This is a genomic window from Bradyrhizobium semiaridum, from assembly GCF_020329505.1.
Lineage (GTDB): Bacteria > Pseudomonadota > Alphaproteobacteria > Rhizobiales > Xanthobacteraceae > Bradyrhizobium > Bradyrhizobium semiaridum.
Genome location: NZ_JAGKJJ010000024.1, coordinates 20390 through 33103, shown reverse-complemented (window position 1 = coordinate 33103; position 12714 = coordinate 20390). Strand labels below are relative to the sequence as shown.

At 67.1% G+C, this 12714-nt stretch carries 18 protein-coding genes; 6 read left to right on the top strand and 12 right to left on the bottom strand.

From position 1 onward, the window contains the following. Positions 1–12 precede the first annotated feature (12 nt). The gene (locus J6500_RS24370; RefSeq protein WP_225715238.1) at positions 13–474 is read left to right on the top strand and encodes an Rrf2 family transcriptional regulator; all 462 of its coding nucleotides are present in this window, start codon (positions 13–15) and stop codon (positions 472–474) included. Further along, positions 464–1279 carry a class I SAM-dependent methyltransferase gene (locus tag J6500_RS24365; protein ID WP_225715237.1) on the top strand — a complete coding sequence of 272 codons (816 nt, stop codon included), beginning with the start codon at positions 464–466 and terminating at the stop codon, positions 1277–1279. The genes J6500_RS24370 and J6500_RS24365 overlap by 11 nt, the downstream gene beginning before the upstream one ends. A 243-nt stretch (positions 1280–1522) precedes the next feature. Here J6500_RS24365 and mscL read toward each other — a convergent pair whose 3' ends face one another. The 8 genes from mscL to J6500_RS24320 form a co-directional block, all read right to left on the bottom strand. Beyond that, a complete protein-coding gene (gene mscL, locus J6500_RS24355) occupies positions 1523–1942 on the bottom strand; it encodes a large conductance mechanosensitive channel protein MscL (protein WP_225715235.1) in 420 nt (139 codons plus the stop codon). Between the two features lie 43 nt (positions 1943–1985). Continuing rightward, a complete protein-coding gene (locus J6500_RS24350) occupies positions 1986–2282 on the bottom strand; it encodes a hypothetical protein (RefSeq protein WP_225715234.1) in 297 nt (98 codons plus the stop codon). A gap of 92 nt (positions 2283–2374) precedes the next feature. Continuing rightward, entirely contained in the window at positions 2375–2767 is a 393-nt protein-coding gene (locus J6500_RS24345) for a DUF3597 domain-containing protein (protein ID WP_225715233.1), read from the bottom strand. A gap of 318 nt (positions 2768–3085) precedes the next feature. After that, entirely contained in the window at positions 3086–3586 is a 501-nt protein-coding gene (locus J6500_RS24340; RefSeq protein ID WP_225715232.1) for a Rab family GTPase, read from the bottom strand. Beyond that, the gene (locus tag J6500_RS24335) at positions 3586–5337 is read right to left on the bottom strand and encodes an OmpA family protein (RefSeq protein ID WP_225715231.1); all 1752 of its coding nucleotides are present in this window, start codon (positions 5335–5337) and stop codon (positions 3586–3588) included. Before J6500_RS24335 ends, J6500_RS24340 begins: the two co-directional genes overlap by 1 nt. A gap of 1 nt (position 5338) precedes the next feature. Continuing rightward, a complete protein-coding gene (locus J6500_RS24330; protein WP_225715230.1) occupies positions 5339–5710 on the bottom strand; it encodes a hypothetical protein in 372 nt (123 codons plus the stop codon). A 149-nt stretch (positions 5711–5859) separates the two neighbouring features. Continuing rightward, entirely contained in the window at positions 5860–6516 is a 657-nt protein-coding gene (locus J6500_RS24325) for a response regulator transcription factor (RefSeq protein ID WP_225715229.1), read from the bottom strand. Between the two features lie 50 nt (positions 6517–6566). Next, the gene (locus J6500_RS24320; protein ID WP_225715228.1) at positions 6567–7637 is read right to left on the bottom strand and encodes a sensor histidine kinase; all 1071 of its coding nucleotides are present in this window, start codon (positions 7635–7637) and stop codon (positions 6567–6569) included. 246 nt (positions 7638–7883) lie between these two features. Here J6500_RS24320 and J6500_RS24315 point away from each other — a divergent pair, with 246 nt between their 5' ends. From J6500_RS24315 to J6500_RS24300, 4 genes are all read left to right on the top strand, one after another. After that, positions 7884–8192, top strand: a complete 309-nt coding sequence (locus J6500_RS24315; RefSeq protein WP_225715227.1) for a hypothetical protein — start codon at positions 7884–7886, stop codon at positions 8190–8192. 65 nt (positions 8193–8257) lie between these two features. Continuing rightward, on the top strand, positions 8258–8710 hold the full coding sequence (locus J6500_RS24310) for a MarR family winged helix-turn-helix transcriptional regulator (protein ID WP_225715226.1): 453 nt from the start codon (positions 8258–8260) through the stop codon (positions 8708–8710). Positions 8711–8724: 14 nt separating this feature from the next. Beyond that, positions 8725–9054: a hypothetical protein gene (locus J6500_RS24305; RefSeq protein WP_225715225.1), complete on the top strand. Its 330-nt coding sequence runs from the start codon at positions 8725–8727 to the stop codon at positions 9052–9054. After that, a complete protein-coding gene (locus J6500_RS24300; protein ID WP_225715224.1) occupies positions 9051–10292 on the top strand; it encodes an MFS transporter in 1242 nt (413 codons plus the stop codon). Before J6500_RS24305 ends, J6500_RS24300 begins: the two co-directional genes overlap by 4 nt. A gap of 123 nt (positions 10293–10415) precedes the next feature. On the opposite strand, the gene J6500_RS24295 is transcribed toward J6500_RS24300, so the two are convergent. The 4 genes from J6500_RS24295 to J6500_RS24280 all read right to left on the bottom strand — a co-directional run bounded on the left by J6500_RS24295 (position 10416) and on the right by J6500_RS24280 (position 12706). Further along, on the bottom strand, positions 10416–10607 hold the full coding sequence (locus J6500_RS24295; protein WP_225715223.1) for a hypothetical protein: 192 nt from the start codon (positions 10605–10607) through the stop codon (positions 10416–10418). Positions 10608–10710: 103 nt separating this feature from the next. After that, positions 10711–11139: a hypothetical protein gene (locus J6500_RS24290; RefSeq protein ID WP_225715222.1), complete on the bottom strand. Its 429-nt coding sequence runs from the start codon at positions 11137–11139 to the stop codon at positions 10711–10713. Between the two features lie 75 nt (positions 11140–11214). After that, positions 11215–12147 carry a lytic transglycosylase domain-containing protein gene (locus J6500_RS24285; RefSeq protein WP_376707853.1) on the bottom strand — a complete coding sequence of 311 codons (933 nt, stop codon included), beginning with the start codon at positions 12145–12147 and terminating at the stop codon, positions 11215–11217. A gap of 25 nt (positions 12148–12172) precedes the next feature. Continuing rightward, positions 12173–12706 (bottom strand): YbjN domain-containing protein, encoded by a 534-nt coding sequence (locus tag J6500_RS24280; RefSeq protein WP_225715221.1) that lies wholly within the window; start codon positions 12704–12706, stop codon positions 12173–12175. Positions 12707–12714: the final 8 nt, after the last annotated feature.

Below are 12714 nucleotides of genomic sequence, written 5' to 3'. Positions count from 1 at the left end.
ATATGAAGTTACATGATCCGCGATAGCCGTCTGTCCAGCGTGCTGCACGGCCTGCTCCACATGATCGGAGCGGGCGAGCCCGTGACGTCGGAACAGCTTGCCAAGGCGATGGCGACCAACCCGGTGGTGGTGCGGCGCGTGATGGCAGGGCTGCGCGAGCAAGGCATCGTCCGTTCGGAGAAGGGCCATGGTGGCGGCTGGACGCTGGCGCGCGATGCGTCCGGCATCACGCTTGCGGAGATCTATCGCGCGGTCGGCGCGCCGACCATCATCGCGATGGGCCATCGCTCGGAAAATCCCGGCTGTCTGGTCGAGCAGGCCGTCAACGACGCACTCGGTGATGCCTTCCGCGAGGTCGAGGCGATCTTCATGAAGCGGCTCGGCGCCGTGACGCTCGATACGCTCGCGCGCGATTTCAAGCGCCGGCTGGCAAAACACCGGCAGACCATCGAGGACCAGATCCATGCCAGATGAGCCGGCGCACCATCCGCCGTTCAACGATCCCGCGCATTGGGACCGCATGGTCGCGACCTATGAGGCGCAGGCGCAGCCGTTCACGACGCATTTCGCCGAGGCCGCGCTCGCGACGCTGGCGATCGGTCCGTCATCAAAAGTGCTCGACGTCGCGACCGGCACCGGTGCCGCCGCGCTGGCCGCCGCGCGCACCGGCGCTGCGGTCACCGCGATCGATTTCTCCGCCGGCATGGTGCAGCGGGTGCGCGCGCATGGGCTGCCGAACATCGACGCGCGGCAGATGGACGGCCAGGCGCTGACGCTGCCGGATGCCGCCTTCGACGCGGTGCTGTCGGTGTTCGGCGTGATGCTGTTTCCGGACTGGCGCGCCGGCCTGCGCGAGATGGCGCGGGTGACGCGGCCGGGCGGATTGGCGGCGATCGCAGTCTGGAACAGCGCCGACGGCGGTGCCGTGCATATGCTGGTCTCGCAGATCGTGCGGGCACTGTATCCGGACAGCATCGGTCCGCCGCCGGCGGCGGGCCTCGCCGAGCTCGCCGATCCCGAGCGGCTTGCCGCGGCGGTCACGGCCGCCGGCTTCGCGCATCCCGTAATCACCGAAGTCACGCGTGACTTCGAGCTCAATGTTGCCGATCTCGACGGCGTCGACCGGCTGCTGCCGTTCGCCACGCATTGGAGTGCGCTCGACCTACCGCAGCGCGAGGCGGTCGCGCGCGCGTTCTGGGACGAGATCGAGCGCGGACGGGTCGGCGATCTCTTTCCAATTCCGTCGACCGCGCTGATCGCGACCGCGATGCGGCCCTGATCGTCCAGGCTCTCTTCATCCACGCGAGCGCTTGCGATCCCTCCGCCTTCCCTCGCTCGCCGTCGGCGGCTGCAGGCCGGCGCTGTTGGCCCAGCGGTCCAGCTCCTCGATGACCCGCTCGTGACTGGGTCGGAGCGGCGCCGGTGCGTCAGGCTCCTGGGACAATTTACGGGGCAGCTTGACCTCGTCTGGCATGGCTGTGACTCCAGTGCTGGACCGTGAGCGCGATGCCCCCATCGCCCCTCACGCGCGCGCCTTCAGAAGGTCGCGGATCTCGCCGAGCAGTTCCTGCTCCCTGGTCGGCTTCGGCGGCTCGGCGGACGCGGCCGGCGCCTCGCGCTTGAGCTGGTTCATCAGACGGACCACGATGAACAGGACGAAAGCGACGATCATGAAGTTCAGCGTCAAGGTCAGGAAGTTGCCCCACGCCAGCACCGCGCCCTGCTTCTTGGCGTCGGCCAGATTGGTCGCCGTCACCTGTTTGGAGAGCGCGGTGAAGTAGTTGGAGAAGTCGAGACCGCCGGTGATCGCGCCGATCACCGGCATGATGATATCGGCTACCATCGAGCTGACGATGGCACCGAACGCCGCGCCGATGATCACGCCGACGGCGAGATCGACGACGTTGCCCTTCATGGCGAATTCCCTGAATTCCTTCAGCATGCGTAATCTCCTCTGAAAGATGAATGATAGAAGGGCCACCGGCCTATTTGCGGCTGGTCGTTGCGGCCTGCGCGGTGGCAGACGGCGTGGCCGTGGCCGGCTCCCAGGGTGCCGGCAGGATGACCCGCGCCGGCGGCGGATTCTGCGCGGTGCGCTGCGCATCGACGGGCGCCGGCGGCCGCGGCTCGCTCGTCGTATTATCGGCGTGCGCGACGGCGCCGACGACGCCGAGCAGCAGCGCCGCCAGCGCCAGGCTTGCCTTGACGGGCGCGGCCGGTTGCAGCGTGTTGCTGCCGGCAGGCCGCGACTTATCGATGGTGGCGAGGTCATGCGAAGCCATTGCGACTCTCCTCACGCGGTACAAATCGCTGCAACGCATGCGAGGCGGCCCGCATTTGCGTGGGACGTCTCGCACGGTTTTGGCGCCGGCGCTCAGGCCTTCTTGATGTCATCCGGCAGCTTGCCGCCATTGGCGGCGAGCTTCGTCATCACCTGCTGGTGCAGCCAGACGTTCATCGTGGCGCTGTCGCTGGTGTCGCCGGTGTAGTGCAATTCCTTCGCAAGCTCCTTGCGCGCGGCGAGGCTGCTGTCGAGGCCGAGCGCCTTCATCAGGTCGACGATCGAGGTTCGCCACGCCAGCCGCTCGCCGGTCGCGGCCGCGGCCTTGTCGACGATCGCGGCAACATCGACGGTCTGCGGCACAGCCGCGCCCGGTGCTGCGGGCGCCGATGAGCCGGCCGGCACTGCCGCGGGCGTCGCCGCAGGGGTTTGGGCCTGGGCCGCGTGGCCGAAGATTGCACCCATGATGCTTCCAAAAATGCTCATGATCCTTCACTCCGTGCGCCTGAAATCGCGTGGTTGGGTCCAGCGATGGGGCGGACGATAGGCAGGCGGCCGGACGCGCGGAAGATGACCATCGTCACTTTCGGAAAGCGTGGCGACGTGATGCAGTCAGCCGCGCAGCGTGTGGTGCTGAACGGACCGCGCGCTAAAACCCTTTCATCGTGCGCCCCACGTACGATGAAGTCAGCCGCCTCGGCCCCGATTCGCCAGCCCCGTGTAGCCGGGGCGGCTGACAAGAATTGCGCGTCGTGATGACGCGGCCGACGCAGCTCTATCCGTCATTGCCAAGACGAAAGACGATTACAGCTGCCGGCGGCGAATGACCGCGGCGAGTTCGGCAAAGCTTTCGGCAATGCCGGCGCCGGTCTTGGCGCTCACCGATTTGACGCTCGACCTGGCGAGCTCGCCGATCGCGCCGGCGCTGCCCGCCGCCTCCGGAAGGTCGATCTTGTTCAGCAGCGCCTTGTACGGCCGGCCCGGGAAGCGGGCCTCGAAGCCGCGGACCAGCTCGACCATGCGCGCCACCGTCTGCGGACGGGTGACATCGGAGACGATGATCGCAGCCGCCGCACCGGTGACGTACACCGTGTCGAAGATCTGCGTGCCGAAATCGCCGTCGGTGTCCCACAGCACGAGCCGCATCGGCTCGCTGCCATCCGCCGCCGCGACGTCGTGGCTGAGGATCTCGACCCCGAGGGTCGATTTGTACTGGCCCTCGAACCGGTCATAGACGAGGCGGTACAGGATCGACGTCTTGCCGACCCCCATATCGCCGAGCAGCATGACTTTCGCGGTCAGCATCAGCGCGCCACTTCGCCTCGATAGACGGTTTCGAACGACACCCGCCGATTGCCGCCGGTCGTTGCATCGAGTCGGTCGGTGATCGGCATGGTCGCCGCACGCGATACCAGGATCAGCCGCGACGGCTCGATCCCGAGCGCCGTCAACCGGTTCGTCACCTGCTCCGCCCGCTTGCGGCCGAGCGTCCGGTTGGTGCCTTCCGTGCCGCTCTGATCCGCATAGCCGACGATGCGCACTCTCAGGTCGTTGCTCGCCAGCAGTCCCGCGAGCTCGCGGATCTGCTGCTCGGCCTGGTCATTGTCGAGGAAGCTGTCGGAATTGTTGTTGAAGAAGATCGCGGTCGAGCCGATGAAGCGGCCGAGCCGCGCGGCCGGGCCGTCGACGACGGATTCGAGCCCGGCCGCCTGCTCGCCAAGCTTTGCGATTTGGCCGCCGAGCCTGTCGACCTGCTGGCTGAGGCCGGCAACTTGCTGCTCGCCCGATTTCGCCTGCGCTGCCATCGCATCGCGCATCTGGTCGAGGCTTGCCTGCAGGCGCGCCAGGCTCTGCTGCACGCCGGCGATGCCGGCTTCGGCCGCCGCCTGCTGCTCCGGTCCGGACACGAGGCCGATGCGATCGATGACCCGGTACGGCGCCGCGGCTGCCGCAAGCGTCTCGATCATCGGCGCGGTCGCAAGCTGGCTCGGCTCGATGCCGGATACCGTGACGCTTCGATTGCCATGATCGAAGTCGAGCCGCAGCGGGAACGACGCCAGCAGCGGCTGCCTGGCCGTAAGCTGCTCCAACGCCGCGTACGTCCGCTTCTCCAGGAGGCTGCGCGTGACGGAGACTGCGGCGAACCAGACCAGCAGCGCGGCGGCACCCGCCAGCAGGCCGAACAGGATGACCTTGCCGCGCCGGCCCGTCGCCTTGCGTGGCAATTCATCGGTCTCGATCGACGTCGCGAGCGAGGCCAGCATCCTGACATCGCAGTCCGCGCCGCGGTCGATGCGCTCGATCGCATCGAAGAACACCGCATTGATCCGGGCATTGTCCGAGGGCCGCAGCGGGCCGAGGCACTCCGCCGCCAGGATGAAGCGCGGCGAAGCGCGCAGCGCGATCTCGCGGCCGCCGAAATCGAGCGTTTGCAGATTGCCCTCGCCGGCGAGCGCCTGCACGGAAAACTCCAGGATCGCGGCGACCATCGCGCTCAAGAGATCGGCGCGCTCGTCCGGGGTTTCATCGCGCTTCCAGTCCGCGACCAGGCGGCCATTGCCGCGCTCGATGATCAACAGCCGCTTCACCCGCGGCGGATTGTCGGCCAGCACGAACTCGCTGATCGGACGTCCCGTGACCAGCGACTTGATGCGCCCGACCCAGAGCTGGGCCGAGGTCAGGTTGTTGATGCGCTGCTCGAGCGAGGCGACCATTTCGCGGAACGAGTTCGCGACGGCGGCGCTGACCAACCGGCCAACGATCGGATAGAGCGCCTCGACCATCAGCTCGCGCGAGTTCTTGATCTCGCTCCTGATCGCGGAGACCACGGTGGGCGCGATCGCGTTGGCGAGCTCGCGCGGGCGGCTGACTTCGGCGCGCTCCAGCGCCTCGACCAGGATGCTGGCCGTGGCCGCCTCCAGGCGATCGGCGTTGCCGACATATTGCTGCAGCGAGCCGAGCTCCGCCTCCAGCGACTGCAGGCGCGTCGCCTCCGGCTGAAACAGCAATGTCTTGAGCTGCTCGATCTCGCGGTTCTGGCCGGCAGCAGCTGCCATGCTATTTTCCCGTACGGCCGGATCCCAATCCGCTGATCGCAGCGCCGAGCTGCGAGATGGCCGAACCGATATCCTTCAGCGAGTCGAGCCGCTTCTGTTCGGTGTCGCGCTCGAGATCCGAGACCCTCGCCTGAAGGGCGGCGACCTCGTTGGCAAAATCCGCCTGCATCTGCTTCAGCGACGCCTGCATCTCCTCGCGGAGGCCTGCGAGGTTGCCTTCGATCGAGCGCTGCGCGCCCCCGAACAGAAGATCACGGACCTGGTCGATCGCCGCCATGGCATGCGCCGCTGTATCCGTGCCATTGCCGGCCGGCGCGGCATTTGCGAGTCCGTCCGGACCCTTGGTCTGGCGCTCGTTTCCCTTCATGGTCATTCCTTACTTACTCAAGCTGCGCGATCCGGCTGCAAGCCAAAAAGCAATCCAGAACAATCCTATAGCCAATTTCAATGGCCCGGCCCAGAGCGAGGCGAGCAATAGTGCGGGGATGAAACCGGCGGGCGTCCAAGCGCGGGCAATTAATCCTAGTAAGTTATTGCCTTTATTGCGAGTTCTGTACGGTTCTTGACCTGGCATTTCTCCAGGATAGTGCTGACATAGTTCTTCACCGTGCCCTCGGCCAAATGCAGCCGCTCGCCGATCTCGGTGTTGCTCTTGCCTTCGACGATCAGCGTGAGAATTTCATTCTCCCGCGCCGTCAGGCCGTCGCGGACCGGCAGCTTGGCCGAGACGCGCGGGCCGCGCAGCCGCTTGAACTCGTCGAGGATGCGCGCGGCGACGCTCGGCGACAGCCCCGATTGGCCGTTCATCACGGCGCGGATGGTCGTCGCGATTTCGTCGATCCTGGCGTCCTTCAACAGATAGGCCTTGGCGCCCGCGCTCACCGCCTCGAAGATCAGGTCGTTGGTCTCGAACGTCGTCAGCACCACGATGTGGGTGTGCGGCAGTTCGCGCAGGATGCGCTGGGTCGCCGCGATGCCGTCGACGCGCGGCATCTGCAAGTCCATCAGGATGACGTCGGGCCGGTAGCGGCGCGCGAACTCGATCGCCTGCTCGCCGTCGGCTGCGCCTGGCAGCATCTCGAAATCGTCGTTCTGCTGGGCGAGCAGCGTCGCGATGCCCTCCCGGATCAACGCCTGATCCTCGGCGATCAGCACCCGCACCTTGTCGATCTTGCTCACGAGCTCTTCGTCATCCTCTTGAAGTCGCCGCAATCATCGCAGGCCGCAGCTCAATCGGCCAGCACGCCGCGCGTCGCAGCCGGCGGCGCGGCCACGGGCAGCGCGATCCGCACCAGCGTGCCGAGACCCGGCGCGCTCTGCACCACGCAAGTTCCGCCGACGAGTTCAGCAAATTCGGCCATGCCGATCAATCCGAAATGTCCTGGTGTCGGGATGGCCGGATCGAAGCCGCGGCCGTCGTCGCGGATCTCGACGATCAGCTTGCGGCCGGAAGCGGCCGGCTCCTCGAAGGCGCGAAACGTCACCTGCCGCGCCTGCGCATGGGTCTGAACATTACGCAGTGCCTCATTGAGGATCCGTTGCACCGTCAGCGCGCAATCGCGCAAGCCGTCGCGCGCCCGCTCGTCGATATGGGTCGATACCGCGACACCGCTGCGCTCAGCGAAATCGGCGAGCAAGCCATCGACATCGGGCTCGAGCTTCAGATCGTCGGGCATGCGCAGCCGGGCGATCGCCTCGCGGGCGCGCGCGAGGCCACTCGCCGCGGCGTTCTCCGCGGTGGCAAGGCTGTCCGCCACCCGCGCGGGATCGGCCGACAGGAAATGCCTGATGAGGCGGATCTGGGTCAGCAGCGCCACGATCGAATGCACCAGCGTATCGTGCAGATCGCGCGCCAGCCGCAGCCGCGTGCGCGCCAGCGAGGCAAAGCGCACCTCGGCGCTCGCCGCCTCGAGCTGCTGCTCCATCAGGCGGCGAGCGCGCCGCTCGCTGCCGAGCAGCGTCTCGACCTGACGCGCGGCGAAGTCCGGCATCGCGATAACGAAATAGTGCGACCGCGCGCCGTTCCACAGCACCACCGCGGTGACCGGCTGGGCGATCCCCGGCGCCGCGCCGCGCACGCCGGCGAGCGCGATGTTGTCCCGCCGCCCGGCGGCCAGCGCCGCGAGCTCATCTTCCATTCCGACCAGCAGCATGCATTCGCAGCAATCGGCACCCGCGGCGGGAAGCCATTCGACCAGCCGTCCGATCTTGCGCACCATCTTGCGGTCGGCGCCGATGACGGCGAGACCGATCACATCGGCCTCTGCGGCCGCAAGCAAGTCCGCGCTCAGGTCGATCATGCGTTGCCCAAATCCAGCTCGGCGAGCCGCCCACTCTGGCGTAAGCCATGCGCCGCCGCAAACGAATATGACTTTCGTCATAACCGATCCTGACCTTCGTCAGATGTTACTGCCGCGCAAAATGCGGTTCTGATTCACCATGACGAAGTCCGCACGCCGCGACGGGCCCCTGCCCGCGACACGGCGCTCCAAGGTGGGCCGCGCCTCGGGAAGGCGGTGCGGTCCGACCCAAGTGTGAGCTGACAGATGACGGCCGCGCCACAAAGACTTTCGCGCACCGAATTGCGCATGCTGGCCGAGGCGACGAAGCCCCTGCGGCGCCGCCGCGTGAGCGCGACGCAGAAGCTGGCGTTGCAGGCTGCGCTCGCCGGCCGCCTGCAGCTCTATCCGCGCGGCTACGCCGCGAGCAAGACTGGACCGTTCCATTCGCGGCGCGCCATTCTCGGGCTGGTGCGCGCCGGCCTGATGAGCCTCAGCGCGACGGCGCGCTACGCCACGGTCACGAAGCGCGCGCGGGACATCTATGGCGATGCAACCGACGGCGCCGCGAATTAGGTTCGGCAGGTAAACTGCAAAGATTATCTTTACAGTTTACCTTCATATCTGCTATTGAGGCCGGCATGAGCACCTCACCGGCCCGCCCTGCCTCTGCGCGCGCGTCCGCGCTTGCCGAAGACCTCCGCTTGCTCGTCGGAAGGCTGAAGCGCCGGCTGCGCGAGCAGGGCGATCACGACGATTTGACGCCGTCCCAGGTCGCGGTCCTGCTGCGCATCGAAAAGGATGGTCCGGCGACGGTGTCGAGCCTGGCCCGCGCCGAAGGGATGCGTCCGCAATCGATGAGCTCGGCGATCGCGGCGCTCGAGGCCGCGGGCCATGTCCGCGGCACGCCCGACCCGGACGACGGACGGCAAACCCTGATGTCCCTCACCGGCGCCTGCCGCGAGCGAATCCGCGCCGGCCGCGCCGCGCGGCAGGACTGGCTGTCGCGCACCATCACGGCGCGGCTGACGCCGCGCGAACAGGACGAACTGGCCGCCGCGGTCGGACTGCTGAAGCGGCTGATCGACGATTGACAAAGGACACGCGCATGGACGGGCTCGACCTCGTCGCCTACTTCTTCGGCGGCGCCTTCCTCACCAATGCCATTCCACATGTCGTGGCCGGCATGATGGGCCAGCCGTTCCAGACCCCGTTCGCGAAACCGCGGGGCGAAGGCCTCTCGTCGTCAACCGTCAACATCGCATGGGGCTTCTTCAATCTCCTGATCGGATATCTCCTGGTCTGCCGTGTCGGCGAGTTCGGCTTGCGGACGACGAGCCATGTCGTCGCGCTCCTGCTCGGCGGACTCGTGATCGGCCTCTACCTCGCGCGGCACTTCGGCCGGTTTCATGGCGGCAACGAGCCCGAGCGACAATGAGGCACGTGTTTCGATCGCTACGGAACTTCAACTACCGGGTCTGGGCTGCGGGCGCGCTGGTGTCCAACATCGGAACCTGGATGCAGCGCGCCGCGCAGGACTGGCTGGTGCTGACCCAGCTCACCAATCACAGCGCCTCCGCCGTCGGCATCGTGATGGCGCTGCAATTCGGACCACAACTTTTGCTGATGCCCTGGACCGGCCTCGCCGCCGACCGCTTCAACCAGCGCCGGCTGCTGATGCTGACGCAGGCGACGATGGGCACGCTGTCGCTGATCCTCGGAATTCTGACCGTCACCGGGCTGGTGCAGCTCTGGCACGTCTATGTGTTCGCCTTCCTGTTCGGCTGCAGCGCGGCGTTCGACGCGCCGGTGCGTCAGACCTTCGTCGCCGAGCTGGTCAGCGATGCCGATCTGTCGAACGCGATCGCGCTCAACTCGACCACGTTCAATGCCGCGCGCATGATCGGCCCGGCGGTCGCCGGCCTCGTCATCGCCTCGGTCGGCACCGGCTGGGCGTTCCTCGCCAACGGCATGTCGTTCATGGCGGTGCTGACCTCGCTGTCGCTGCTGCGCCGCTCCGAATTGCGCCCCAATCCGCGCGCGCACCGCGCCAAGGGCGGCCTTACGGAAGGGTTTCGTTACGTCTGGTCCCGCTCCGACCTGCGCGTGATGCTGATCATGCTGTTCCTGATCGGGACGTTCGGGCTGAACTTCCCGATCTTCATCTCGACGATGGCAGTCGGCGTGTTCCACACCGATGCGCGCGGCTTCGGTCTGCTGTCGTCGATGATGGCGGTCGGCACGATGTCGGGGGCGCTGCTCGCCGCAAGCCGCGAGCGGCCGCGCTTCGCCTCGCTGCTGAAGGGCGCCGCGATCTTCGGCCTCGGCTGCACGCTGGCCGCGCTGGCGCCGAACTACTGGCTGTTCGCCGCCGCGCTGGTGGTGATCGGCCTCGCGGCGCTGACCGTCACCAACACCTCGAACGCGCTGATGCAGCTTTCGACCGAGCCGGCGATGCGCGGACGGGTGATGGCGCTGCGGCTCGGCGTCGCGCTCGGCGGCACGCCGATCGGCGCACCGATCGTCGGCTGGGTCGCCGATCATCTCGGCCCGCGCTGGGCGCTCGGCGTCGGCGCGACCGCGGGCTTCGCGGCGGCGCTGGTCGCGATCGCCGTGCTGCCTCGCGGCAAGGCCGAGGCCAACAAGCCGTCCGGGGTGCCGCACGCGGCGGAGTGACCGTGCGCCAGCATCGACGGGTCTAAAGCGCGATGAGATTTGGTTGAATCGTCATCGCGCTTTAGCTCTTTGTTTGAACATGATCTTCTCGGAAAACCGCTTTGCACTTTTCCGGATCATGCTTTAGGTGGCGTAAGATGTCTTGTTCGGCTGCACGGTCAGCCGCAGGGCGATCTCGGTCGAACCGTCCATCTGCTCCAGCAGATGGTCACACACCAGGCAGCGAAACTCGCCGGCGACACCGCCCTTCGACGTCAATTCGATGCGGCGATACCCGGCTTGGCATTGGGGACAGGTCACATCCGATTTGCGCATGCGATCAGCAAGCCGTTGCTCTCTCCATTTTCCCATACACCCGTAGGCGGAAATGTGACGCATCACGCCAAAAGGGCGGCGATCTTCACCGATCGCCGCGGATTCATCGATGCCCGACCGGCGAGGTGTACACCGGCGCTGCCGGACGATAGGGAAAAGCGGAGACTCCGAAGTTGCGTCCATATTGCTGCTGCACCGCCGGGACGTTCACCACGCCGACCTTGAGATCCTGCGACTTCGCGTCGATCGGCGCCGTGTTGGTGACCGGCGGATTGACGCGGTCGACCTGCTGCCTGAGCCGCTCGTTGATGCAGCCGAGCGATTGGCCGCCGCTCGCTGCGGCATCGCCGCAGCGCTCCTGACCGGTGCCTCGTCCGGTGGCGGCCCGGCCTGCGCCGTTGCCGCCGTCGCGGTTGAGATTGACCGGCGGCGGCGCGCCGACGATGATTCCCGGCAGCGTCGTGTGTTCCTGTGCCTGCGCCGGCAGGCCGGCCAGCACGACAATGGCGATCGCTGACACGATTGATTTCATCGGTGCCGCTCCTTGCAGAACCTGACTGTTCTCAGACGGTAGAAAGCCCCGACATCGATATCAATGCGTCGCGGGTTACCGTCCACCCCGGACCTGCACCACCAGCGCATTCAGCCGCGTGTTGAGCGCGGCGAGATCGACTCGCCCGATCCGCGCACCGCCGAGACATTTGCGGCCACATCCGCCACCCCCGCCACCGCGGGCGGGCTCGCCGAAGGTAGCGACCGGGACGGTTCCCGTGACCGGAAAGCCGCGCGCGACAAGCCTGGCGCGCACCGCGACGCAATAGTTGACGGACAGATGGGAGAACCGGGTTTCGCCGTGACCGGCACGATACTTCATGGTCGCGGTGCAGAGGTCGCCGCCGGCGAGCCGCCATGCCCGCGCCAGATACATCACGCCGTAATGAATATTGGTCTCGGGCACGGCGAGCTCGGCGAGCGTGCCGGTGAAGCCGAGCATGCGGGCGGTCGACGGCAACAGCTGCATCAGCCCGATCTCGCCGACGCCGCCGATCACGTCGGGATTGTAGCCGCTTTCCACGCCCATGACGGCCTCGGCAATCTCCGGCGCGAGTCCCGTTCCGGCGGTCTCCTTCTCGATCGCGGCGCGATAACGCGCGCGCGCACCGGAGACGGCGTCGGTCCGGCTGGTGAACGGAAGCTTGAGCTGAGTCTTGGGCGGCGCCGCGTTGTCATTCCTGGCGGGCGGATCCCTGGCAGCATCTTTGGCCGGCTCGGCGGATTTGGACGCGGGTTCGGACGGTGTCGTTCCTGCTTCGGGCTCGGCCGCTTCGACCGCGGCAAAACGCGTGCTGAAGGACGACGTCGCGGCGTCAGTCTCAGCGGCGGCTGGCCGCGTCAGGCCAGGAAATATGACAACGGCTGCGGCGAGCGCAGCGGCAACGGCGACAGGTCCGCCTGCACGATGCGCCGAACCGGGCAGCATTCGCCGCTGCCCGGAACAGCTCCTGCCCATCGTGAAGGCCCCCGTCATCGTCGCGGTCATGATCGATCGCCGAACTCCGGCACCGCTATTGGATCGTGGCTCCCGCGCCCTGCTCAGCCGTGCGCTCAAGCGCGGGCTGCTGAGCGGCTGACCCTGCCTGCGCGGCCGCCGCGGCGGCATTGTTCGCAGCGGCGACTTTCGGCAGCTCCTCGCGCAGATAGCCGATCAGCTCCTGGACCAGACGGTCCCAGATCTCGATCTGGGCACGCAGATAGTTCGGCGCCACGCCGCCTGCGACGGAGACGTCGAGGCAGAACGCGAGAAACGGCGGGCTGAGCTGCAACCGGCCGAACCGCCGCGTCGCGTTCCATCGATTGACGAGGTCGAGCGGCAGCTCGCCCTGCACTTGCAGCGTGGAGACCAGCATGACATCGACAAAATTCTGGTCGTCGCCAACGAGGCTATTGCCCGGCCGAATCTCGAAGCCGAGGCCCGCCGTCGCCGAGCGCAGGTAGCTGGTGCCGGCGACCGGATCGGTCAGCGTCTCGACGCGGTAGCCGACATTCTGGAAGGCATCGCGCAAGGCCTCGAGGGTGAGGCCGGTGATGGTCTCGGACATCGTGGTCT

Bases quoted from the DNA above. Each gene is read 5' to 3' on its own strand.
- J6500_RS24365 (WP_225715237.1), top strand. From the start codon at position 464: ATGCCAGATGAGCCGGCGCACCATCCGCCGTTCAACGATCCCGCGCAT.
- J6500_RS24310 (WP_225715226.1), top strand. From the start codon at position 8,258: ATGAGCACCTCACCGGCCCGCCCTGCCTCTGCGCGCGCGTCCGCGCTT.
- J6500_RS24295 (WP_225715223.1), bottom strand. From the start codon at position 10,607: ATGCGCAAATCGGATGTGACCTGTCCCCAATGCCAAGCCGGGTATCGC.
- mscL (WP_225715235.1), bottom strand. From the start codon at position 1,942: ATGCTGAAGGAATTCAGGGAATTCGCCATGAAGGGCAACGTCGTCGAT.
- J6500_RS24340 (WP_225715232.1), bottom strand. From the start codon at position 3,586: ATGCTGACCGCGAAAGTCATGCTGCTCGGCGATATGGGGGTCGGCAAG.
- J6500_RS24305 (WP_225715225.1), top strand. From the start codon at position 8,725: ATGGACGGGCTCGACCTCGTCGCCTACTTCTTCGGCGGCGCCTTCCTC.
- J6500_RS24330 (WP_225715230.1), bottom strand. From the start codon at position 5,710: ATGACCATGAAGGGAAACGAGCGCCAGACCAAGGGTCCGGACGGACTC.
- J6500_RS24345 (WP_225715233.1), bottom strand. From the start codon at position 2,767: ATGAGCATTTTTGGAAGCATCATGGGTGCAATCTTCGGCCACGCGGCC.
- J6500_RS24285 (WP_376707853.1), bottom strand. From the start codon at position 12,147: ATGACCGCGACGATGACGGGGGCCTTCACGATGGGCAGGAGCTGTTCC.
- J6500_RS24335 (WP_225715231.1), bottom strand. From the start codon at position 5,337: ATGGCAGCTGCTGCCGGCCAGAACCGCGAGATCGAGCAGCTCAAGACA.
- J6500_RS24370 (WP_225715238.1), top strand. From the start codon at position 13: ATGATCCGCGATAGCCGTCTGTCCAGCGTGCTGCACGGCCTGCTCCAC.
- J6500_RS24320 (WP_225715228.1), bottom strand. From the start codon at position 7,637: ATGATCGACCTGAGCGCGGACTTGCTTGCGGCCGCAGAGGCCGATGTG.
- J6500_RS24290 (WP_225715222.1), bottom strand. From the start codon at position 11,139: ATGAAATCAATCGTGTCAGCGATCGCCATTGTCGTGCTGGCCGGCCTG.
- J6500_RS24300 (WP_225715224.1), top strand. From the start codon at position 9,051: ATGAGGCACGTGTTTCGATCGCTACGGAACTTCAACTACCGGGTCTGG.
- J6500_RS24350 (WP_225715234.1), bottom strand. From the start codon at position 2,282: ATGGCTTCGCATGACCTCGCCACCATCGATAAGTCGCGGCCTGCCGGC.
- J6500_RS24280 (WP_225715221.1), bottom strand. From the start codon at position 12,706: ATGTCCGAGACCATCACCGGCCTCACCCTCGAGGCCTTGCGCGATGCC.
- J6500_RS24315 (WP_225715227.1), top strand. From the start codon at position 7,884: ATGACGGCCGCGCCACAAAGACTTTCGCGCACCGAATTGCGCATGCTG.